Below are 21176 nucleotides of genomic sequence, written 5' to 3' on the forward strand. Positions count from 1 at the left end.
CCCTCTACACCACAGCCCTTTACAAACAAAAAACCACAGTTCATTCACTGAACTGCGGCTTTAATTACAATATTTATTTAAAAACCGGATCTTTAAACTGCTCCAGCTTTTGTAAGGATGATTTCTCAACATGCTCATGCAGGCTGTTTCCGTGGGAATCCATTGTTACGACAGCTGTAAAGCCATTAACACGGATATGCCACATCGCTTCAGGAATACCGAATTCCATCAGATCAACACCTTCAACCTTTTCCATACATTCCGCATAATACTGTGCGGCACCGCCGATCGCGTTCAAGTAAACACCGCCATGCTCTTTAAGAGCAGCTAGTGTTTTTGGCCCCATGCCGCCTTTACCGATGACTGCACGGATGCCAAATTTCTTCATGATGTCGCCTTGATAAGGCTCCTCACGAATACTCGTCGTTGGTCCTGCAGCTTTTACTACCCAGTTCCCATCAGCATCCTTTGCCATAACAGGTCCGCAGTGATAGATGATCTGACCATTTAAGTCGATCGGAGCAGGGTTATCCATAAGATGCTTATGAATTGCATCGCGTCCGGTATGCATCATGCCGTTGATCGTAACAACATCTCCGACCTTCAACTCACGGATCTGCTCTTCTGTAATGGGAGCTTCTAACGTAATGCTTCTTGTTTTCTCTTCTTGATGCTCTAGAGCTGCAGCTGCTTCCTCATCTGCTTTTGCAAAATCGATCTCTTCGCCTTCTTGATACAGCCATTCTTGGATTTCTCCTGTATCAGCGTTCAGCTTTACCCCTAAACGGCGATAGGCCCAGCAGTTGTAAGCAACAGATACGAAAAAGCTAGCCGGGATACGGTTAATAACGCCGATTTTACAGCCTAACAGCGTCGTTTCTCCGCCAAATCCCATCGTTCCGATTCCGAGCTTGTTTGCGTTGTCCATCACATACTCTTCAAGCTTGCGAAGGTTTTCATTCGGGTTAACATCGTCAACTGAACGGAACAGCATTTCCTTTGCCAGTTCATATCCAGAAGTACGGTCTCCTCCGATTCCAACACCAATAAAACCAGCACTGCACCCTTGTCCTTGTGCTTGATATACAGAGTGCATGATGCATTTGCGGATGCCATCCAAGTCACGTCCTGCACGTCCTAATCCTTCTAATTCAGCAGGCAGGCTGTACTGGATATTTTTATTTTCACAGCCTCCGCCTTTTAGGATAAGGCGAGCATCGATATAATCTTCTTCCCATTGTTCAAACTTGATAACAGGAGTTCCGTCACCAAGGTTGTCACCGCTGTTATCTCCAGTGATGGAATCAACAGAGTTCGGGCGAAGCTTCGTGTCCTTTGTGGCATCAGCAATAGCTTGACGGATGGCTTTTTTCATCTTAATCTGGTTCGCGCCTACAGGGACTTTAATTTTAAACGTAGGCAACCCTGTATCCTGGCAGATCGGTGATACATTCTCGTCTGCTTTTAAAATATTATCTGTAATCGTATCTAAAGACATAGCTGCCCGAGTTCCTGCATTCTCTTTAAGTTTGGCTGCAAGAATGGCACGGCGAACGTCTTTTGGCAATTTGGTTGATGTTTCTACAATCAGTTTATACATACTTTCCTGAAATTTTTCCATCTCTCCACTACCCCTTTATGACTTGGCTTTTTGTAAGCGTAATCACTATTAATGCTTCTATTATAACAAAAAAATCCGTTCCTTTAATAAAGAAACGGATTCCAAACTTATTTTTCTTCCCAATCGTAACGAAATTGCTTACACTTCTCTTCAAGATCGTCGAGCATTGAGATGATCTTATCGATCTCATCAATCCCGGCTGTTTCAGCATCTATAGAATCTAAAACATCAACTAATAAATCAATACGATTTTTAATATATTCTTTTTGAGAGGATTTATCCTGAATAGAGTTACCCATGTTGATCTCTCCTTTCCATCCATTCTACTTTAACAAGGCCAGACGCTTTTGCCAATATTAGATTAGGCTTTTCACACTTAAGTTTACCCTTTTTCTTTATCAATTGTTCAGTTAAGATAAGTATTGTCCATTTTGGCATGAAGGAGATTTTATAATGGTTACAAAAACAGCTTTAAAAGCGATAACCCCGGATTATGATCCATGGGAAGCTTATTTAGATATACACGATCATCAAAAACTGCAGCTCTCCAATATTGAAATTACGACTACTACACTCTGCAACATGAGGTGTGCGCACTGTGCTGTCGGTTATACACTGCAAACAAAAGACCCTGAACCACTTCCGCTGGATTTAGTCATAAAACGACTTGATGAGATTCCTCATTTAAGAGCCTTCAGTATTACCGGCGGTGAGCCTATGCTTTCGTTGAAATCTGTAAACAGCTATGTGGTCCCTCTTTTAAAGTACGCCAGAGAACGTGGTGCCCGTACACAGATCAACTCAAATTTAACGTTAGATTTAGCGCGCTACGAAAAAATTATTCCATATTTAGATGTTCTCCATATCTCCCATAACTGGGGTACACTGGAGGAGTTTTCTGAGACTGGTTTTGCCATGATGGAAAAGAAGCCTTCACTAGCTCAAAGAGAAGCATATTTCTCACGGCTTATCGAAAACGCACGAGCTCTTACACAAGCAGGTGTTATGGTATCTGCTGAAACGATGCTTAATAAGAAGACAGTTCCTTACTTGGAAGACATACATAAACATATACTTGAGATGGGCTGTCAGCGACACGAAATACATCCGATGTACCCGAGTGACTTTGCAAGCACTTTGGAAACCATAAGTCTGGACGAAATGCGCAAAAGCATCCATAGACTCCTGGACATACGAGATAAAAAGACATGGATGCTGTTTGGAACCTTGCCTTTTTATGCGTGCTCCGACAACGAAGAAGACCTTAAATTGCTGAGAAGACTTCAGAACGAGAAAAATGTAACGGTTAGAAACGATCCTGATGGAAGATCCCGTCTGAATATCAATCTTTTTGACGGCAATATTATCGTGACTGATTTCGGTGACGCTCCTCCGCTTGGGAATATTAAAGATACGAGCCTGCTTGAAGCCTATCAAATGTGGAACGATTCAAAGCTCGCAAAAGAACTTGGATGCCACTGCCCTGCTGTAAAATGCCTTGGGCCGAATGTTCTTGTTAAGCATTCTTATTATCAAGATATTCACTTTTCCGATAGGACAGCAAAGCTTTAAAGCGGTAAAAAGTTATAAACTTTACAAAAGTAAGTTTAAAACGTATAATAAAAGGCAAATATTAAACTGTAGCTTAAGCTTTGTCGTATAGAGGTGAATGATATGGATTACAGCACTATGTGTCCGAAATATGAAGTTGCCATGGATATAATCGGTAAAAAATGGACAGGACTCATCATTCGAGTGTTGATGGACGGTCCTAAACGTTTTAAAGATATTAAATCTCAAATTCCCGAGATGAGTGACCGTATGCTTACGGAACGAATGAAGGAATTAGAATCAGTTGGAATTGTCAAGCGCAACGTTTATCCGGAGACTCCTGTAAGAATCGAATATTCACTAACGGATAAAGGAAATTCCTTGAAGTCAATTATTAATGCTATACAAGATTGGAGCGAACAGTGGGTCGATCATTGTTAGGCTTCTTATAAGAAAAAGGACAGCCGTCTAGACGCTGTCCTTTTTTACATATTACTCGTATGAAAACGGAATGATACGTGGTCTTGAATTGGAATCCAAGCACCGATTCCCTGCTGTGTAACGTTTTGAATGACGATTTCTCTTTTTCCGCCTTTTAATACAATGTACACTTCTCCGTAAGTAACTCTTCCTCTTTCGTTAACTGCCGGAACATAACTGTGTAAGTAACCGACTTGCTTAGGAGAAACATGATATACATTTGGTTTTTTTGTTCCTGCACCTACTGCTGTCTGGAATGCAAGAGGCAGCTTCGATTTTTCCGCTGCTGCAATGAGCATCATCTTTTGAACCGCTTCGCTGTTTGGAATGGAAGCCGTCAGTCCTCCGCTTACTTTTTTATGAGCTGTCTGGTTGTAATATAATTTAGCTATTGACTGTGCCCCTCTGTTATCTAAGCGGTTTGTATTGATCTGCTGATGCTCCCAGTTTACTGTAGTCTCAGTCGATTGATAAGAAAGCGGCCATTGACCTAAGTAAATTTTAGCACGATACCAGAATGCAACTTTTGAAGCGTTTATGCTTGATTCATTTAAAAGTCTGATCAGATCAGGGTTCGTGATCGGAACATCAGATGTTTTTAGCATTGCCTTAGCCAATTTGCTCGGTTCAAGATATGGAAGATCTTGCGCTGAGTTAGGATACGTATTTTCTTTCGAGATGCTCAGCACCGAACCCGGAACTTTTATGTCAGCTTTTTGTTCCGCTTTTTGTTCCACTTTTTGTTCCGATTTCTCAGATGTTTTTTCTGCCGGTTTTTCCGCAGGCTTCTCAGTGGTTTTTTCCTTTGCTAACGCCTGGTTTGTAAAAGCAAAAAGCATAACAAATATGAAGATAAGAATTCTTTTTCTCATGATTTCCTCCTTTACCCCTATTTTTTTCTATCTCATGAAATTTATCCGCGTGCACGGGTCTCTTTCACTGGGGTATTGTTGGAAATAAAAAAATCCCGATTCATGAGTTAGAATCAGGATTTCTTACTATGCTTGTATTTCAAAGCTTTCGGTGATATTGATGCTGTCCTTAACAGACTGTACCATCGAACAATTTTTCCGGGTAACTACTAAAGCTTTTTCAACTTTCTCATGTGGAAGTTCATTTCCCTTTATGACAAAATGCAGATGAATGTCTGATACTCTGTTTGCCTCGTTTTCATCACGTGTCACTTTTGCTGTAACCTCAATGTTTTCATATGGCAGCCTCATACGTTCTAATACTTTTCTTAAAACGCCGCCGCTGCAAACCGCTACAGAAGATACGAGGAGCTGAAATGGCCTGAACCCATATTCGGCATCTCCGCTGATTTTTAGTGTTCCATATTCAACGGTCGTTTCAAATCCTTTTTCATTCATTTTAAAATCCATTGTCAACACACCTCTGGTAAAGTTTTTATTCAACTTTTAACTGCATCCATTGTACAATGGTTTTAGTTTGTTTTGAAAAGGAGATGCTCATGCAGCTTTCAACATATAGATTCTCTGTTTTAGTCAGCATTGTTTTTATTTCTGGTTTTGCACAAGGAATGTTATTGCCGCTGATCGCGGTTATTTTTGAGCAGAACGGAACCTCTGCATCGTTAAACGGTTTCCACGCAACTGCGCTGTATATTGGGATTCTGATCGCTTCTCCTTTCATAGAGAAGCCCCTTCGTAAGTTCGGCTATAAACCGCTTATTATGTCAGGTCTTTTAGCAGTGATATTATGCTTTGCTTTGTTTCCGATCTGGAAAGTCTTTTGGTTTTGGTTCGTGCTGCGGCTGCTTATCGGAATCGGTGATCATATGCTTCATTTTTCTACTCAAACATGGATCACTTCGAATAGTCCAGAAAATAAGCGGGGACGGAATATCTCCCTTTACGGTATAGCATTCGGTGCTGGTTTCGGAATCGGACCTCTCATGACGAAAATGCTAGAGGTAAATGAAAACCTTCCGTTTTGGTTCGCAGCAGTTCTTTGCTTAATTTCATTTATATTAATGACAAGTATACGCAATGAAAAGCCTGAGACGGAATCAGCACGAATGGCTGGTGTCACTGCATTTTCACGCTATAAAGAGGTACTTAAGATCGCCTGGGTTTCATTGCTACCCCCATTTGCATACGGGTTTCTTGAAGCAACACTCCATGGATCTTTTCCTGTTTTCGCCCTTCGAAACGGTATAAGTCTGGATTGGGTAGCGGTCTTATTGCCTGCATTTGTATTAGGGAGCTTGGTTTTTCAGCTTCCGCTAGGTGTTTTAAGTGATAAATTTGGACGAAAGCCCATTTTAATCTTTTCTTTCGTTTCAGGATTTTTCTCGTTTTTAGCAACCTATTGGACATTGCATTCCTTCTGGGTCCTTCTTGCTCTGTTCTTTTTCTCAGGTATGTTTGTTGGATCGATGTTTTCTCTTGGAATTGCCTATATGAGTGACCTGCTTCCAAAATACCATCTTCCTGCCGGCAACATTTTAGCAGGAATCAGCTTTAGCATCGGAAGTATGACAGGTCCATTAATCGGGGGAAGTTTTATCAGTTGGTTTAAAGGCGGTGCTTTTGTTTTCGCGATCTGCGGTATGTTATTTATTCTTTGCCTGCCGATTGTATTTACAAAAAAACGCACTTCTGATGAAGCTGCACAGACAAAAACGGCTTAGGTTAAATATTTTTTTGTACTTTACCCATATTATGAAAAGCAGGAATTTTGACATTGAATGCGCAATCTTTAAACTAGAATTAATGATACTTTCACAATTTTGAATAATAAGGAGTAGATTTGTATGATGAGATTACGTTCGGATATGCCTGAACTTAGCGGTGCAACAGAGTGGATCAATGGAGAGGTCTCTAAGAGCGATCTTGTTGGCGACAAGCCGACCCTTATTCACTTCTGGTCAGTCAGCTGTGGTCTATGTAAAGAAGCCATGCCTAGCATCAACCAGTTTCGGGATGATTACAAAGATGAACTGAACGTTATTGCCGTTCATATGCCTCGTTCCGAGAAGGATCTTGATCTTGCACAGATTAAAGAAGTTGCTGCAGAACATGATATTACACAGCCCATCTTTGTAGACAATGATCATGCATTAACGGATGCATTTGAAAATGAGTATGTTCCTGCTTACTATGTATTCGATGCAGAAGGAAAACTTCGTCATTACCAAGCGGGCGGAGACGGAATGAAAATGCTGACAAAACGTGTTAACCGTGTACTAGGAAAAGAAACAAAATAAAAAACCGGGCTCAGCCCGGTTTTATTTTTTTTTCTTTTTTCCTGTAAACGGCCTTTCCATAAGCCTAAATAGCAGGGCAAAGAACTTGTAGATAAATAAGCCCGTCATTGCGCCTAATCCGTTAAGAAGTATGTCATCGATATCGAAAATTCTTTTTGCATATTCGTATTGCAGCACTTCAATAACAAAGCTTGTACCAAATCCAATAACAAACATAAGCCGCCATGAATTAAATACACGGAATATTAAAGGCAGCAAAAGACCAAGCGGTAAAAATAAGATAATATTGCCTATGATGTTTTTAAAAATCAAGTAGTAATCTCCGCTTCTCCACATGAGGCGTATACTATCGAACAAAACAAGATTTGCTGATTTTCCATATACGTACTCATTAAATGAGAAAAGCGTGGCTTTTATAAGAACAGCCATGTACACAATAAAGAAAAGTGCACCTATCACACTAAAAAAAACTCTAACTTTTTTCATAACGCCTTTCTCCTGCCTTTATTTCAAAAATTCCCATAAGTGCCTTTTAAGTTTAACACGCAAAGGTCTTAAGGAGATACAGGTAAAAGACACAAAATCTCTCCAACATAGTCCTTCTATTATGCGGTAATTTTCTTTTTGGCTCTTTTTACAACAATAAATAACAGAATCGCAGTCACGATAATCGCAGCTACGGGGAGCATATATTCTTCTGCCTTTGCGCCGACATCTTTCCACTGCGGTCCAAATTGCTTCCCAAGATAAATATAAAATGCGGTAATCGGAAACATCGCGATGAATGTGTAGACCGAAAATACCCAAACATTCATTTTTGCCATGCCGCACGGAACAGATATAGTAGTTCTTACACCAGGAAGAAATCGTCCGAAAAAAGCGACTCCTGCACCGTATTTTTCAAAAAAGCGATCTGCGGCATCAATTTCTTTTTCTTTGATAAAAACATACTTGCCATACTTGATCAGAAAAGGTCTTCCGCCATATCTGCCGAGAGCATAAAGCGTCAGCGGTCCGAGCGTACCTCCTAAAGTTCCGGCAACAACCGCAAGCCAATAATTCATATCACCTTCATATACCCAAAATCCTACGAGCGGTAGAACCAGCTCAGCGGGAACAAATTCAAAAGTGAGTGCAATAATTAGTCCAAGATAAGAAAACTGCTTTAAAAACTCAATAAATGAGAGTATAAGTTCTTCCACCTTATCTCCCTCCCTTTCTGTCCAGAAGCACAACGAAAAACATTATAACACAATCATAAAAATGCCTTAAAGTCTTCGCAATAAAGCAAAAAAAGCCGCCCGTAACCGGACAGCTTTTACTTATTAATGAAAGTTGTTCTTTTTGTTAGCACTGCTGCTTGTCTTGTGTTTACTTTCATTTTTGTTGTTCTTGCTATGGTTAGTGTTTTGTTTGTTGCTTTTTCCCATTTAGCAATACCTCCTTATTTCAAGGTACTACTAGTTTTTCCTATCATTCAGCCTTTAACAAGCCCCTTTTCTTGGCAAAGTCGATCTTATATTTATGGAACGTAGCATTAAGCACACCGCCAGAAAGCAGAACGATTCCTGTTAGATAAAACCAAAGCATGAGTACAATAATAGCTCCAATACTTCCGTACGTTTGCGAGTAATTTCCGAAGTGATCTACATAAAAAGCAAATCCTAATGAAACGATCTGCCATAAGAATGTAGCAACGAGAGAACCATACCAGATTTCACTGTATTTTAGCTTTTTACATGGGGCCATATAGTAAAGAATTGAAACAACTGTTGCGATCAGAAAGAAACTGATCAGCCAGCGAAGTACAGACCATATTGTTAGAAATTCATCACTTAAACCTAAATAGGAAAATGCTGCATTGCCCAACATCTTGCCGAACACCGGGAAAACCAAAGCGACAATAAATGCAAAAACTACACCAAAAGTTAAAAAGATCGATAAGATTCTTGTTTTGACAAAGCCTCTGCATTCTTCAACTCCATATGCTTCGTTCAATGTTTTAATAACAGCATTGATGGCGTTTGATGCTGACCAGATGGTTGCTAAAATCCCGATAGATAGCAATCCTCCACTTCTTCCTTCAAGCACTGCCAACAAATTTTCTCTCACAGAATCCATCGCCTCAGCAGGTACGAAATGTTCCAGGAGGTTCAGTGCCTCAGCAGGTTCTATAAAGAAAGCACCCAGAGTTAATAAGAAGATTAAAAAAGGAAACAATGATAAAAGAAAATAGTAAGCAAGCTGTGCTGCAAGCCCTGTTACGTCTCCCCTTTTAAAGCCGTGCATAAATTCAATTCCGAAAGATTTTGCTTTCATGTTTTTAAGAATATGCCATAAAGTCAATGGTTCTCTCACCCCTAACTTATTTGTATAGTTCCTTTATCATTCCCTTTCCTAATGGTGATAAAAACTTTTTTCGACAGAAGTTTATATTTTTTTATAATGGGTAACTTAAGAATAATTCCATATTACAACCACACAAAAAAAAGGAGGAATTTTAAATGAGTTTATTATGGGCACTTATAATTGGAGGAATCATCGGTTGGTTAGCAGGACTATTAACAGGGCGTGACGTACCAGGTGGAATCATCGGTAACATCATCGCTGGTTTCGTTGGTGCTTGGTTAGGTGGCTTATTATTAGGTGACTGGGGTCCAACTGTTGCTGGTTTCGCAATTATTCCAGCTATCATCGGTGCTATCGTAGTCGTACTTATTGTAAGCTGGATTATGCGCAGCATGCGTAGCCGTGCTTAATTAAGAAACACCAAAAGAACATAATCAGAAATAAAAATGAAAGCTGGCTCAAAAGATCTGAAATGGATCTTCTAGAGTCAGCTTTTTTCATTATCTAGGGATATTTAAGGAAATATCAACACACATTATATTTGTTAAAATGATTAAGGAGGAAATGAAAATGGACGCACAACGCGCACAAGAAATCTCTGCTTCAACTGCAATGGCTAACGTCACATATAACGGACAAAGCATTTATATTGAGCATGTCGATCAGGAGAACGGAACTGCTACAATCCATCCACTCGATGAACCAAACAACAAACAAAGCGTTTCGGTTTCCAGTCTGGAAGAACAATAAAAACAACCCACCACATCCCGTGTGGTGGGTTATATATTTTCTCTATTTGAAGCTATTATCCAAAAGATTGTTGCTCCTAAACGATTTTGAAGAGCACTTCTTTGAACAGTTAATTGGAGCGGAAGGACGAGACTCCTGCAGGATGAGTGGGACAGGTGAGACCACTCAATGTCGCGAAGCGACGAGGGGGCTCACCGCACACCCTGCGGAAAGCGAGTTCTGTAGCGGAAATTAACCCCTTACAAAAGCAACAAAGCCTACGAAAACAATCTTATTAAAACCGTTTCTTAAATACATAACTCGGCTTTTCATAATGCATCTTTTCTTCATAAAAACGGTGAGCATCTAATCGATTCACATTCGAACTCAACGCTACACAGTTGCAATTGTTCTGTACTGCAAACGACTCCAAAAAGGCTAGCAGTTCTTCCCCATAACCTTTTGACCGCTCCTCTGAATCCGTGATCAGATCATATAGATATATATGTTTTCCATCATAAAAGTTCGTTAGTATGGCGAAACCTGCAAGTGCGACAATCTTTTCGTTATGATAATTGGCAAACAGCGTATAGCCTTCATTTTGCATTTGAAGAAATAATTCATAGAACAAGTCCTCTGAAAGATGCGTCCGCAGCTGGTTCATCACAGGAAATGCTTCGCGTACTTCGTGCTCTAACGACAATTGCCGAATCTCACCCATTGTTACTCCTCCTGATTAAAGCGATTCTCTATTTTTTATTTCGATAAGCAGTCTTTCACACCCTGCAGTTACAAGGTCATATACTTCTTGAAAGTTACCGGTGAAATACGGATCTGGTACATCTTCAAACTCGTTCTCCGGCACAAAATCCAGAAGTCTTGCAATCATGCCTGTCTCTGATTGCCCTGCCATCTTGTGCATGTTTCCTATGTTCTCAGCATCCATTCCAATTATATAATCATATAGTGCCAGGTCGTTCGTTTTAATCTGACGCGCCTTTTGACCTTCAAATGATATTTGATTCTTTGTTAAAATATTTCTTGTGCCTTCATGCGGCGGTTCTCCTACATGCCAATTGCCAGTTCCTGCGGAGTCCACAGAGATTCTCCCCTCTAGACCTTCTTTTCTAACGAGATCCCTAAAAATAGCCTCAGCCATTGGTGAACGGCATATATTCCCTAAACAAACAAAGAGTACTTTAATCATGATTCATACCCCTTTCTTCTTCCTTTTAAATTATAACATTTCTAACCCCTTTCAAAAGGAATTCTAAAGCAAAAAGAAAACCGGGCTTTTCTTCAGCCTGGTTTTCTTTTGCGACATTTAAGCTAGATATGCTTCACGGACTTGTTCATTTGTTATCAATTCCTGTCCCTGCCCTGCCATCACGATCTCTCCCGTTTGGATCACATACCCTCTATGCGCAACCTGCAGAGCCTGATAAGCATTTTGTTCGACCAAAAGAATAGTCATCCCTTCTTTGTTTAAGTCACTGATTATGTCAAAGATCTGTTCAACAATTACAGGCGCTAATCCCATGGATGGCTCATCCAGCAGCAATAGACGCGGCTTTGACATTAAAGCACGTCCTATCGCAAGCATCTGCTGCTCACCGCCACTCATCGTTCCTCCCTTTTGACTCAAACGTTCCTGAAGACGCGGAAAATATTGAAATACTTTTTCCATTCGTTCTTTTACTATTCTTTTATCTTTTACAATAAAAGCCCCCATCTCCAGATTTTCTTTCACAGTAAGTCTTGGGAAAATCCTTCTTCCTTCAGGTACGTGGGCTATCCCGGTCTGTGCGGTTAAGTGAGCGGGTTGTTTTGAGATATCTTTTCCTTCATAAATAACGGAGCCTGTTTTTGGCATTACCTGGCCGCTGATCGTTTTCAGCGTTGTCGATTTTCCTGCGCCGTTCGAACCGATTAATGTAACGATCTCCCCTTTTTCAACAGAGATGCTGATCCCCTTAAGCGCATGAATACCACCGTAAAATGTGTTTACATCTTTCAACTGTAAAATACTCATCGTTCTCCCCCTTACGCTGGCGTTACGGCACTTTTTCCAAGATAGGCTTCAATCACTTTTACATTATTACGGATTTCCGCAGGTTTTCCTTCAGCAATCTTTTCACCATGATCCAATACAAAAATTTGTTCCGAAATTTCCATTACGAGTTTCATATCATGTTCGATCAATATGATCGTAACATCAAGATCCTCTCTCATACGGTGGATGAATTCTGTTAACTCCCGGGTTTCTCTTGGGTTCATCCCGGCTGCGGGTTCATCGAGCAGAAGGAGTTTCGGTTTTGTCGCCAGTGCACGGGCGATCTCCAGCCTTCGCTGTGCGCCATATGAAAGATTTTGAGCATCCTCATTCAAATGTTTCGCCAGCCCGACATATTCAAGCCAATGATACGCTTCTTCCTGCGCACGCTTTTCTTCCTCACGCACTGTTTTTGTTTGAAAAAGTGTTCCGACTAGACCTGCTCTCAATTGCTTGTGCAAACCAACCATCACATTTTCCAGAACCGTAATGTTTGAGAACAATCGGATATTCTGAAACGTTCGGGCAATACCTTGCCTTGCAATATCATGCGGTTTCTTTCCGATTAAGGAAGTTGATCCAAGCTGCACATTCCCTTTATCAGGCTGATAAACACCTGTAATCAGATTGAAAAAAGTCGTTTTCCCCGCTCCGTTCGGACCTATAACGGCTGTGATCGATCCTTTTTCAACGGTTATATCAACTGAATTAACAGCAACGAGACCACCAAATTGTTTTGTTAAATTGCTCACTGTTAATATCGACATTTTAATCCCGCCCCCTTAAGCTTGAAATCCTTTATCTGGTTCAACCGTAATCTGATCTTTTCTGTGCTTTTTGGAACCCTCTTTTAAAGATTCCTCATCGAACACAGGATTTTTCGCAGGAATTAATCCTTGAGGGCGATAGATTGCAAATACGATTAAGATAGCTCCAAAAATAAATCGCTGCATTTTAGCTGGCGCCAGTGCCTCTGGAAAACTGATCACTCCGTTCAGGCTTAGCTGGTTCAAGTAATTCGTTACTTCCGTGAGAACCTGCAGGTTTAAAATCGTGATTACCGCAGCCCCTAAAATAACGCCAGGAACACTTCCCATCCCGCCTAAGATAACCATTACAAGAATCGTAATCGATTCCAGCAATGTAAAACTGGTAGGATCAACGAACGTCTGCTTAGCAGCAAAGACGACTCCCATCATTCCAGAGAAAGATGCTCCGATCGCGAATGCCAATAGTTTTGTCCTTACGAGGTGGATTCCCATTGATTGTGCAGCAATCTCATTTTCTCTAACTGCTTTCCATGAACGGCCAATCTTTGAATATTCGAATCTTCTTACAGCCAGAATAACAAACAGCAAGATTGCGAGAACGATAAAATAGAACTGATTCGGATAAACGAATTGATAGCCGAAAATTTCAGGCGGCTTTACCGATGCAAGCCCCATCGCACCGTTCGTGATATTAACAGGCTTATCAAGGTTGTTGAAAACAATCCTGATGATCTCCCCAAAACCTAGTGTTACGATGGCGAGATAATCCCCTTTTACACGGAGCACTGGTATACCTAGAAGCACTCCGAATAGTGCTGCTACAAAACAGCCGATCAAGATAAAGATCCAGAAGCTCTCCCCAGATAGCGGAAAGTCACCGAATGGCATAAAATTAGCTGCCTGTCCTGTAGCAAAGATTCCGTACGTGTAAGCGCCAATGGCGAAGAACGCCACGAATCCAAGGTCCAAGAGTCCGGCCAAGCCGACTACAATGTTCAATCCGAGCGCCATCGCAACATAGATCCCAACAACTGTAGCCACTTCCATATATGACTGGTACCCTGGCCCTGTACTTGAAACGAATGGTATGACTCCGATCAATACCACACCTGCGATCACCCATTTTAATCGGTCAGGCAGTTCCGTGTAGTATAAGAGGAGCAAAGAAAATAACAGAAGAAGAAATGCCGTTACAGATGCTTGAGCCAAGTATAAGCTCAGTGAAGTGACTAACACATAAAGCACGAGCAGAATGATTTGAGCCAGTTTGTTGCCTTTTAGTTTATTTGTCAGCTTATGCATGCACCTTCACCTACACTTTCTCAGTAACTGCTTTTCCAAACAGTCCTTCTGGTTTAAAAATCAAAACTATGATTAAGATCGCAAACGCAAACACATCTTTATATTCAGCTCCAAAAATACCGCCTGTTAAGAGCTGAAGGTTTGCTGCAGCAAACATCTCCAGAAGTCCAAGCATAATACCGCCTGCCATAGCTCCCCGGATATTTCCAATCCCCCCTAGGACAGCAGCAGTAAATGCCTTTAATCCAAGGATAAAACCAATGTAAGGATCAATCGTTCCATATTGAACAGCAAAAAGTACACCCGTTGCTCCTCCAAGAGCTGATCCGATAAAGAAAGTTAGCGAGATGACTTTGTTCACGTTGATCGACATGAGTGATGCTGTTTCACGATCTTGTGCAACAGCTCTCATCGCCATTCCCCATTTCGTTTTATTAACGAAAAAATCCAAGCCCACCATCATGATCACAACCGAAATGATAAGAATGAGCGTAGAGGTTTTAAAAAATGCATCACTAAATGAAGAGGAAATACTAGAAAATTTAATAGCAAACTGCTCATTGAACATGGAAGGTCCAGTTAAGATGTAGTTTCCTCTCTTGTATTCCGTTATAAAACGAACCAAATCTTGAAGCAAAAACGAGACACCAATCGCAGAAATCAGCGTGATAAGCTTAGGCGAGTTCCGAAGTGGCCTATAAGCCATCCGTTCAATACCTACACCCATAAACCCGGTAAGAATGGAAGTAACGACCAACACGAGAATCAAAGCCAGAATAGCAGGCATAGCAGCCAGCCAGCCCAGCCCTGTCATCAATATGAGCATCGCTACACCTATAAAAGCACCAGTCATAAAGATTTCACCATGAGCAAAGTTGATAAGCTCCAATATTCCATAGACCATCGTGTATCCAAGTGCGATAACCGCATAAATTGCACCAAGAGCTAAACCGTCAACAAGAACTTGAGGCAACGTTTGTAAAATTTCAGCTAACATAAATATTCCTCTCTTTCACAACTAGGGAGTTTATGTAAAAAAGAAGAGGGATATGGCCATTAGGGTCATTCCCTCTCATGTAAACGTTGGTTTACTTACTGATTTCGCCTTCTTGAACTCCAGGATATTTAGCTTCACTGAATTTATAGATATATACTTTAGCGAACTTGTTATCACCTTTGTCATCGAATCCGACTTTTGTTACTACACCTTGGAAATCTTGAATTTTACGGATTGCTTCGGCCACTTTCTCACGGGATGGAAGATCTCCATCATTGCCTTCAATTGCATCTTCAAGCCCTTCTAATAAAACGCTCATAGAGTCATAGCCATAAGCAGAATAAGATTCTACATTCTTGTTAAATTTCTCTTTGTATTTTGAAGAGAAATCTTTCCCTTCATCAGTTTTGCTCGCATCAGCCGCAACAGATGTATAGTATACGTTTTGTACAGCGTCGCCTGCGATTTCAACTAGAGTAGAAGAGTCCATTCCATCTCCGCCCATGAAAGGAATCTTGATCCCTTTGTCACGTGCTTGACGGATCAGCTGGCCGCCTTCTGTATAAAGTCCGCCAAAGAATACTAAGTCAGGTTTCTTTGACAATACTTGTGTAAGTACACCATTGAAATCTTTCTCTCCAACGGTAATCCCTTCATATCCAAGAATTTCAGCTCCAGCGTCCTCAGCTGCTTTTTTGAACGCGTCAGCAAGACCTGTTCCGTAAGCTGTTTTGTCTTGGATAACGAAAATCTTTTTAGCTCCTAATTTATTAATCGCAAAGTCTGCACCTGCAGGACCTTGGAAATCGTCACGTGCAACGATACGGTTTACTGTCTTAAGTCCGCGGTCTGTTACTTCCGTAGCTGTATTAGCTGGAGAGACCATCGGAACTTTGTACTTTTCATACACTTCAGATGACGGGATAGAAACACCTGAGTTCAAGTGGCCGACTACCCCAAGGATGGATTTATCAGAACCGATAAGCTGGGCATTAGCTACACCTTTTTTAGGGTCAGCTTGATCATCATATGGCTGAAGCTGAAGCTTGTACCCTAAGTCTTCGAACTTCTTCTTGTTTTCTTCAAGAGCAAGCTGTGCACCAAGTTTAATAGATTCTCCAAGTGTTGCACTTCCCCCTGATAATGGAGTCTGTGTTGCAATTTTAATAACCTTTCCGCTTCCTCCACCACTGCCGCCTGATCCTCCTGAAGCATTACAGCCTGCTAAAAGTCCTAAAGACAATGCAGAAGCTGCTAATACTTTTAACCCTTTTTTAATCCCCACCTAGAAATCCCCCTCGTAAGAATATTTTGATAATTGCAACTATTTAAAAAAATAGTACATGAATCCGTGACGGTAGACAACTAAAATTTTGAAAAAATAGATATTTTATTTTAAATTTAAAAGTTTTCCCTAATGTTCAACAAAATCCCTTACATTCCGCAGCTAGAACTTTAGTACGAAAAAAGAAAAAATCCGCTGAAATGTACTCAGCGGATTTCATTTATTAATTTTGATTCGTTAGTATTTTCACGTGATACTTTCTTGTCCTCGGTCCATCAAATTCACAAAAATAAACGCCTTGCCATGTTCCAAGCAGTAACTCCCCATTCTGGATTAGCACGACCTGCGAAGAGCCAACCGTGCTGGCTTTTAAATGAGAAGCTGAATTGCCCTCAGCATGCCGATATTTTGGGTGTTCCCATGGATACACTTCATCAAGCCTCATTAACATGTCTTTCACAACATCAGGATCTGCGTTTTCATTTATCGTAATGCCAGCGGTGGTATGCGGACAGTACACATACATTACCCCGTCTTTTACTCGCTGTTCCTCCAGATACGCTTGCAGTGAACTCGTAATCTCATACATTTCGTCACGCTGGTGTGTTTGAATCGTAAACGTTTGAGCCACTTCCTATCCCTCCTCTACACTACTTAATTTGATGATTCCCTAACAAAAACCTTTTTATATCGGAAATTGTATAGAAGGATGATTACAAAAGCAGTTTTTAATGATAGCTTGAGAATGTCCGGTATCGTTCGTAAAGTTCTAGAATCGCTCGTGAATTTCAAGAATCGCTCGTAAATTTCAAAAACCGCTCGTAAATCTCAAGAACCGCTCGTAAATCTCAAGAATCGCTCGTAAATCTCAAGAATCGCTCGTAAATCTCAGAAACCGCTCGTAAATCTCAAGAACCGCTCGTAAATCTCAAGAACCGCTCGTAAATCTCAAGAACCGCTCGTAAATCTCAAGAACCGCTCGTAAATCTCAGAAACCGCTCGTAAATCTCAAGAACCGCTCGTAAATCTCAAGAACCGCTCGTAAATCTCAGAAACCGCTCGTAAAAATAAAAAATCCCCAAAAGGACAGTTCCTTTTGGGGATGATTTGCTTATCTTATTTTCTATGAACTCTCGTACGGTCACCTGCGAGCTTTTTCCAGCGAGCTTTTTCTGCAAGAGCCAGCTTTTGATCTTCTTTTCTGGCAAAATAAGCGAGTTCACGCTGAAGTTTTAAAAAACTATTATACCGTTCTTCATCTAATTCACCGGATGCAATAGCACCCTGGACGCCGCAGCCCGGTTCATTATTATGTGTACAGTCACGGAATCGGCATTGTTCTGCAAATGCCTCAATATCCTGGAAGCTCTGGCTTAAACTGCTGTCACCTTCCCAAAGCTGCAGCTCACGCATTCCTGGTGTGTCGATCAGTATTCCGCCGTTTTCAAGAACGAGTAGCTCCCGGTGAGTCGTCGTATGCTTTCCTTTTCCATCTTCTTCACGAATATCGTTCGTCTTCAATACTTCCTGACCAAAAAGCTTATTGGCGAGTGTTGATTTCCCAACCCCGGAGGACCCTAATAATGCGACTGTTTCTCCTTCTTTTATAAAAGAGGATAGTGCATCAAGACCCGATCCATTTTCCGCACTGACTGCAAAAGTGGGTACTCCAAAGGCAATTGTCTCCACTTCATCTATATACGTTTGAACATCCGCACAAAGATCTGCTTTACTTAGAACGATAACTGGAGTTGCACCGCTCTCCCATGCCATCAATAAATAGCGCTCCAATCTGCGCAGATTAAAATCCTGATTTAATGCATTCACTAAAAATACAGTGTCTACATTAGTCGCTACAATTTGTTCTTCTGTCGTTATACCCGCTGCTTTCCTTGAAAACTTGCTCTTTCGAGGCAAGATTCCATGAATATAAGCTTTTCCTTCTTGAGGAACAGCTGAAACAGCAACCCAATCACCAACTGCGGGATAATCGTGCCTTCCAGCAGCGTTGTATCGGATTTTCCCTGTGATCTCTCCAAGCAGTTCTCCGTGTTCAGTAAGAACGTCATAAAGACCTTTATGTTCAACGCTGATCCTGCCAGGAACAAGTGCTTGATCTTCATATACTTTAAATGCTTCTTCAAATGTTTGATTCCAACCTAGTGATTTTAAATTCAATGTAATACCCTCCGAATAAATGTTGTCTAATTTTTTGTAATAAAAAAGAACCGCAGTAAACGGTTCTTTAAAAGAAAGAGAGGTGCACAAAAAAACCTCTTTTTCATATAAAAAACCATGAACTGAATGCACAGCCCATGGTTAAAATGACAAATTTAATCGCAGAAATCACAAATCAAATAAACTTTATCTGCTATCCTTCATTGTCCCAATAGGCTGTACAAGAAACACTACACTCTCTGAAGTCAATCCTTTAAGTTGTCTCATCATACATCCCTCCTTGGGTTTTGATAAAATAGTTTACTTTCCCACTATACCAGTATATGCATATTTTGTAAATAGATGCATTCAGATTATTTTGTTATTGAAGAACTTTCATGATAGCCTTTAATAATGGTTTTAATCATCTCTTCATCCATTTGGAGTGGCATTTTATCTAATGTATTAAGCAGCTCCTGTGTATTAGAGTCATCAAACACGATGTTGCGATTCAAATAGTTCTTATATACATCAACAACATTGTTCAACAGCTGTTCTTCTTCATTAAGATTTGACTCATAATCATATGGAGCAAGTTTGAAAAGATCGAGGTCAGCCTTGTCTCTCATGATTTGAAACACATCAGCACTTAACGGAGGATTGCTGTTAGTAATGTGATAGATGTTATCTTCTCTTCCTTTTTGCAGTACATCTGATAAAACATCAGCCACATAATCTACAGGAACGAGATTCTGCGTGCTTCCTTCCTCACACAATAGGTGAAAAACGCGGTCTCCCAGTCCTTTGCGCTGAAATCTCTTTTTAAAAACTTCCAGACTTCTCATTAATCCATAAAGAGTAAACTTCGAATCAGCTTCACCGGTTTTTGAATCGCCGATAATGATGGCAGGCCTCAAGATGGTTACGTTGAAGGATTTCTTATAATCCATGCAGAGGTGTTCAGCTTTACACTTGCTTTCCTCGTAAGGATTATTGAACGAACGGTCTATCGAATGAAGCTCTTCTTTTGCAAATTCATTTTTTCCTAATGTGTAAGCCGTACTCACATAATAAAAATGCGAAACACCCATCTTTTCCGCTGCCGCTAAAGCATATTTAGTGCCCGAAAAGTTTATTTGAAAAAGTTCTTCTTTCAGATCAAGATCAAACTTAACAAGTGCGGCCATATGATAAAAAACATCAATCTTATTCGCAAGCTCCCGTTGAGTCTCTTTGTTCATACCCAGATCAGGAACTGTAATATCACCTTTAATAATATGAATATTGCCTTTAAGATCAGCTGTCTTTAGAAGAAGCTGCTCTGCTTTTTTTATATTACGCGCCAGTACATATAACGTATGTCCTTCACGCGACAAGTTTTGAATTAAGCGTCCACCTAAAAAACCGGTAGCTCCGGTAAGAAATATATTCATTAAGCCGGTTCCTTCCTATTCCTATATCAGCATATTTTCTCTTCTATAGTAACACATCATCTTAAAGATGGCGCTGTATTCATAGGGTTTTGTACTGCTTCCACAAAAAAATAAAGCCACAACATGTAGCTTTACTTTTCATCATCAGATTTCGCAATATTTACTGCTGGCATCTCATTGTTCATATAGTCCGTAGGATGACCATCATCTTCCCGATTTTCACCATAGAAAAACTCATTAATTTCCTTTTCAGCATGTGCTGTCGGATCTTCAAGTCGCTTTTCCGATTCATGTTCCTTGTCCAATGCTATTCATCCTTTCCACAGTTTTCACAAGCTTTAAATACTTCCTCATATTGTAGCTTTTCGTTAGCATCAAACTTATGATTGCAGTAGCGAATAATACCTTCTTGATCGATCACAAAACAAGAACGAATTGCGGTACCATTCTCTTCGTTTAATACACCAAAAGCTTTAGTCACTTTTTTATGCCAATCGGCTAAAAGCGGATAAGGAAGTGTTCCAAGGCTAGCAGAGAAAACATTATGGGAATAAATGTGATCCACACTTATCGCAAGCACTTCTGTATTCGCATCTTTAAAACGCTGATAATCCTCTTTCCAAGAGGTGATTTCCTTTATTCAGCCAGGTGTGAAGTCCAGCGGATAGAACGCTACAAGGACATTTTTATTGCCTCTGAAATCGGCTAAAGAAATATCTTTTTGAAGCGTGGATGGCAACGTGAAATCTGGTGCTCGATCGCCCGTATTTAACAACTAACCCACCTCCTTAGTTCTCAAGAATATAGTTCCCTGTTCCTTTAAAAGAAAACGTTGGAATATAAAGTTATTCTTTAATGTATGCAGGAGGGAAAGAGCTTGTCTCCATGATTGATGAGGTATTCTTAAAAATGAATAAATTAGATAACGTTTAAAGATGTAGCCTATTTAGAAGAAAATGAGCTAAAAAGCATCATAAAAAGAGATGACCCCCTAAGAAATTGTGTATCTTGGTTGGCGTCAAGTGATCATTAACCGGTATTGTTGGCATTTTGAAGATTACGAAAGGGCCGATTGGGATTAATTTCACCAAAAACAATTATAATTTCACCTTTCTTGGTGTTATATTAAAGAATCTAAGCATTATTTTCACCAAATTGGTTATTTTATTGACACTTCGACTAAACAAAAAAAGCCAGAGGACACTCCCCTGGCTTTCAAA

Annotated in this window: 25 protein-coding genes; 6 read left to right on the forward strand and 19 right to left on the reverse strand. The window is 40.4% G+C overall.

Features of this window, described 5'->3' with window-relative positions; all coding sequences use genetic code 11:
- Positions 1 to 73: 73 nt before the first annotated feature.
- A complete protein-coding gene (locus EV282_RS16925; protein WP_130297081.1) occupies positions 74 to 1621 on the reverse strand; it encodes a fumarate hydratase in 1548 nt (515 codons plus the stop codon).
- A gap of 107 nt (positions 1622 to 1728) precedes the next feature.
- Positions 1729 to 1920, reverse strand: coding sequence for an SE1561 family protein (locus tag EV282_RS16930; protein WP_066286158.1), 192 nt, complete (start codon positions 1918 to 1920; stop codon positions 1729 to 1731).
- A 154-nt stretch (positions 1921 to 2074) separates the two neighbouring features.
- Here EV282_RS16930 and yfkAB point away from each other — a divergent pair, with 154 nt between their 5' ends.
- Entirely contained in the window at positions 2075 to 3193 is a 1119-nt protein-coding gene (yfkAB, locus tag EV282_RS16935; protein WP_130297082.1) for a radical SAM/CxCxxxxC motif protein YfkAB, read from the forward strand.
- A 102-nt stretch (positions 3194 to 3295) separates the two neighbouring features.
- Entirely contained in the window at positions 3296 to 3613 is a 318-nt protein-coding gene (locus EV282_RS16940; protein WP_077364763.1) for a winged helix-turn-helix transcriptional regulator, read from the forward strand.
- Positions 3614 to 3657: 44 nt separating this feature from the next.
- Here the strand turns inward: EV282_RS16940 and EV282_RS16945 are convergent, their stop codons facing one another.
- Together EV282_RS16945 and EV282_RS16950 are read right to left on the reverse strand one after the other, a co-directional pair.
- A complete protein-coding gene (locus EV282_RS16945) occupies positions 3658 to 4524 on the reverse strand; it encodes a YfkD famly protein (RefSeq protein WP_226537147.1) in 867 nt (288 codons plus the stop codon).
- A 126-nt stretch (positions 4525 to 4650) separates the two neighbouring features.
- Entirely contained in the window at positions 4651 to 5034 is a 384-nt protein-coding gene (locus EV282_RS16950; RefSeq protein WP_130297083.1) for an OsmC family protein, read from the reverse strand.
- 89 nt (positions 5035 to 5123) lie between these two features.
- Between EV282_RS16950 and EV282_RS16955 the strand changes: the two genes are divergently transcribed.
- Both EV282_RS16955 and EV282_RS16960 read left to right on the forward strand, forming a co-directional pair.
- Positions 5124 to 6305: an MFS transporter gene (locus EV282_RS16955; RefSeq protein WP_242611938.1), complete on the forward strand. Its 1182-nt coding sequence runs from the start codon at positions 5124 to 5126 to the stop codon at positions 6303 to 6305.
- 126 nt (positions 6306 to 6431) lie between these two features.
- A complete protein-coding gene (locus tag EV282_RS16960) occupies positions 6432 to 6881 on the forward strand; it encodes a TlpA disulfide reductase family protein (protein WP_077365183.1) in 450 nt (149 codons plus the stop codon).
- A gap of 21 nt (positions 6882 to 6902) precedes the next feature.
- Here EV282_RS16960 and EV282_RS16965 read toward each other — a convergent pair whose 3' ends face one another.
- From EV282_RS16965 to EV282_RS16975, 3 genes are all read right to left on the reverse strand, one after another.
- Positions 6903 to 7367 (reverse strand): VanZ family protein, encoded by a 465-nt coding sequence (locus EV282_RS16965; RefSeq protein WP_130297085.1) that lies wholly within the window; start codon positions 7365 to 7367, stop codon positions 6903 to 6905.
- A gap of 119 nt (positions 7368 to 7486) precedes the next feature.
- Complete coding sequence (locus tag EV282_RS16970) at positions 7487 to 8083, reverse strand: DedA family protein (protein ID WP_130297086.1); 597 nt, start codon at positions 8081 to 8083, stop codon at positions 7487 to 7489.
- A 271-nt stretch (positions 8084 to 8354) separates the two neighbouring features.
- The gene (locus tag EV282_RS16975) at positions 8355 to 9227 is read right to left on the reverse strand and encodes a YihY/virulence factor BrkB family protein (protein ID WP_130297087.1); all 873 of its coding nucleotides are present in this window, start codon (positions 9225 to 9227) and stop codon (positions 8355 to 8357) included.
- Positions 9228 to 9385: 158 nt separating this feature from the next.
- Here EV282_RS16975 and EV282_RS16980 point away from each other — a divergent pair, with 158 nt between their 5' ends.
- Together EV282_RS16980 and EV282_RS16985 are read left to right on the forward strand one after the other, a co-directional pair.
- Positions 9386 to 9640, forward strand: a complete 255-nt coding sequence (locus EV282_RS16980) for a GlsB/YeaQ/YmgE family stress response membrane protein (RefSeq protein ID WP_066286139.1) — start codon at positions 9386 to 9388, stop codon at positions 9638 to 9640.
- A 160-nt stretch (positions 9641 to 9800) separates the two neighbouring features.
- Positions 9801 to 9980, forward strand: a complete 180-nt coding sequence (locus tag EV282_RS16985; protein WP_130297088.1) for a small acid-soluble spore protein H — start codon at positions 9801 to 9803, stop codon at positions 9978 to 9980.
- A 274-nt stretch (positions 9981 to 10254) separates the two neighbouring features.
- Here the strand turns inward: EV282_RS16985 and EV282_RS16990 are convergent, their stop codons facing one another.
- The 12 genes from EV282_RS16990 to EV282_RS17040 all read right to left on the reverse strand — a co-directional run bounded on the left by EV282_RS16990 (position 10255) and on the right by EV282_RS17040 (position 20731).
- The gene (locus EV282_RS16990) at positions 10255 to 10680 is read right to left on the reverse strand and encodes a GNAT family N-acetyltransferase (RefSeq protein WP_130297089.1); all 426 of its coding nucleotides are present in this window, start codon (positions 10678 to 10680) and stop codon (positions 10255 to 10257) included.
- A gap of 15 nt (positions 10681 to 10695) precedes the next feature.
- Entirely contained in the window at positions 10696 to 11166 is a 471-nt protein-coding gene (locus tag EV282_RS16995) for a low molecular weight protein-tyrosine-phosphatase (protein WP_130297090.1), read from the reverse strand.
- Positions 11167 to 11283: 117 nt separating this feature from the next.
- Positions 11284 to 11991, reverse strand: a complete 708-nt coding sequence (locus EV282_RS17000; protein ID WP_130297091.1) for an ABC transporter ATP-binding protein — start codon at positions 11989 to 11991, stop codon at positions 11284 to 11286.
- Positions 11992 to 12002: 11 nt separating this feature from the next.
- The gene (locus tag EV282_RS17005; protein WP_130297092.1) at positions 12003 to 12779 is read right to left on the reverse strand and encodes an ABC transporter ATP-binding protein; all 777 of its coding nucleotides are present in this window, start codon (positions 12777 to 12779) and stop codon (positions 12003 to 12005) included.
- A gap of 15 nt (positions 12780 to 12794) precedes the next feature.
- Positions 12795 to 14084 (reverse strand): branched-chain amino acid ABC transporter permease, encoded by a 1290-nt coding sequence (locus tag EV282_RS17010; RefSeq protein ID WP_130297093.1) that lies wholly within the window; start codon positions 14082 to 14084, stop codon positions 12795 to 12797.
- A gap of 10 nt (positions 14085 to 14094) precedes the next feature.
- A complete protein-coding gene (locus tag EV282_RS17015) occupies positions 14095 to 15081 on the reverse strand; it encodes a branched-chain amino acid ABC transporter permease (protein WP_130297094.1) in 987 nt (328 codons plus the stop codon).
- A 91-nt stretch (positions 15082 to 15172) separates the two neighbouring features.
- Positions 15173 to 16366, reverse strand: coding sequence for a branched-chain amino acid ABC transporter substrate-binding protein (locus EV282_RS17020; protein WP_130297095.1), 1194 nt, complete (start codon positions 16364 to 16366; stop codon positions 15173 to 15175).
- A 223-nt stretch (positions 16367 to 16589) separates the two neighbouring features.
- Positions 16590 to 16997, reverse strand: coding sequence for a secondary thiamine-phosphate synthase enzyme YjbQ (locus EV282_RS17025; protein WP_130297096.1), 408 nt, complete (start codon positions 16995 to 16997; stop codon positions 16590 to 16592).
- A gap of 485 nt (positions 16998 to 17482) precedes the next feature.
- Complete coding sequence (rsgA, locus tag EV282_RS17030; protein WP_130297097.1) at positions 17483 to 18544, reverse strand: ribosome small subunit-dependent GTPase A; 1062 nt, start codon at positions 18542 to 18544, stop codon at positions 17483 to 17485.
- Positions 18545 to 18897: 353 nt separating this feature from the next.
- Positions 18898 to 19956, reverse strand: a complete 1059-nt coding sequence (locus tag EV282_RS17035) for an SDR family oxidoreductase (RefSeq protein ID WP_130297098.1) — start codon at positions 19954 to 19956, stop codon at positions 18898 to 18900.
- Between the two features lie 131 nt (positions 19957 to 20087).
- Positions 20088 to 20261, reverse strand: coding sequence for a hypothetical protein (locus EV282_RS20385; protein ID WP_165389519.1), 174 nt, complete (start codon positions 20259 to 20261; stop codon positions 20088 to 20090).
- A 2-nt stretch (positions 20262 to 20263) separates the two neighbouring features.
- Positions 20264 to 20731, reverse strand: coding sequence for a redoxin domain-containing protein (locus EV282_RS17040; protein ID WP_226537141.1), 468 nt, complete (start codon positions 20729 to 20731; stop codon positions 20264 to 20266).
- Between the last annotated feature and the right edge of the window lie 445 nt (positions 20732 to 21176).

It is taken from the genome of Fictibacillus sp. BK138, from assembly GCF_004216955.1.
Taxonomy (GTDB): domain Bacteria; phylum Bacillota; class Bacilli; order Bacillales; family Fictibacillaceae; genus Fictibacillus.

Coding starts and splice junctions, on each gene's coding strand:
- EV282_RS16925 (WP_130297081.1), bottom strand. CDS start 1,621: ATGGAAAAATTTCAGGAAAGTATGTATAAACTGATTGTAGAAACATCA.
- EV282_RS16950 (WP_130297083.1), bottom strand. CDS start 5,034: ATGGATTTTAAAATGAATGAAAAAGGATTTGAAACGACCGTTGAATAT.
- EV282_RS16980 (WP_066286139.1), top strand. CDS start 9,386: ATGAGTTTATTATGGGCACTTATAATTGGAGGAATCATCGGTTGGTTA.
- EV282_RS17005 (WP_130297092.1), bottom strand. CDS start 12,779: ATGTCGATATTAACAGTGAGCAATTTAACAAAACAATTTGGTGGTCTC.
- EV282_RS16990 (WP_130297089.1), bottom strand. CDS start 10,680: ATGGGTGAGATTCGGCAATTGTCGTTAGAGCACGAAGTACGCGAAGCA.
- EV282_RS16945 (WP_226537147.1), bottom strand. CDS start 4,524: ATGAGAAAAAGAATTCTTATCTTCATATTTGTTATGCTTTTTGCTTTT.
- EV282_RS16940 (WP_077364763.1), top strand. CDS start 3,296: ATGGATTACAGCACTATGTGTCCGAAATATGAAGTTGCCATGGATATA.
- yfkAB (WP_130297082.1), top strand. CDS start 2,075: ATGGTTACAAAAACAGCTTTAAAAGCGATAACCCCGGATTATGATCCA.
- EV282_RS16955 (WP_242611938.1), top strand. CDS start 5,124: ATGCAGCTTTCAACATATAGATTCTCTGTTTTAGTCAGCATTGTTTTT.
- EV282_RS17035 (WP_130297098.1), bottom strand. CDS start 19,956: ATGAATATATTTCTTACCGGAGCTACCGGTTTTTTAGGTGGACGCTTA.
- EV282_RS16930 (WP_066286158.1), bottom strand. CDS start 1,920: ATGGGTAACTCTATTCAGGATAAATCCTCTCAAAAAGAATATATTAAA.
- EV282_RS16985 (WP_130297088.1), top strand. CDS start 9,801: ATGGACGCACAACGCGCACAAGAAATCTCTGCTTCAACTGCAATGGCT.
- EV282_RS16965 (WP_130297085.1), bottom strand. CDS start 7,367: ATGAAAAAAGTTAGAGTTTTTTTTAGTGTGATAGGTGCACTTTTCTTT.
- EV282_RS17000 (WP_130297091.1), bottom strand. CDS start 11,991: ATGAGTATTTTACAGTTGAAAGATGTAAACACATTTTACGGTGGTATT.
- EV282_RS16960 (WP_077365183.1), top strand. CDS start 6,432: ATGAGATTACGTTCGGATATGCCTGAACTTAGCGGTGCAACAGAGTGG.
- EV282_RS17015 (WP_130297094.1), bottom strand. CDS start 15,081: ATGTTAGCTGAAATTTTACAAACGTTGCCTCAAGTTCTTGTTGACGGT.
- EV282_RS17010 (WP_130297093.1), bottom strand. CDS start 14,084: ATGCATAAGCTGACAAATAAACTAAAAGGCAACAAACTGGCTCAAATC.
- EV282_RS16995 (WP_130297090.1), bottom strand. CDS start 11,166: ATGATTAAAGTACTCTTTGTTTGTTTAGGGAATATATGCCGTTCACCA.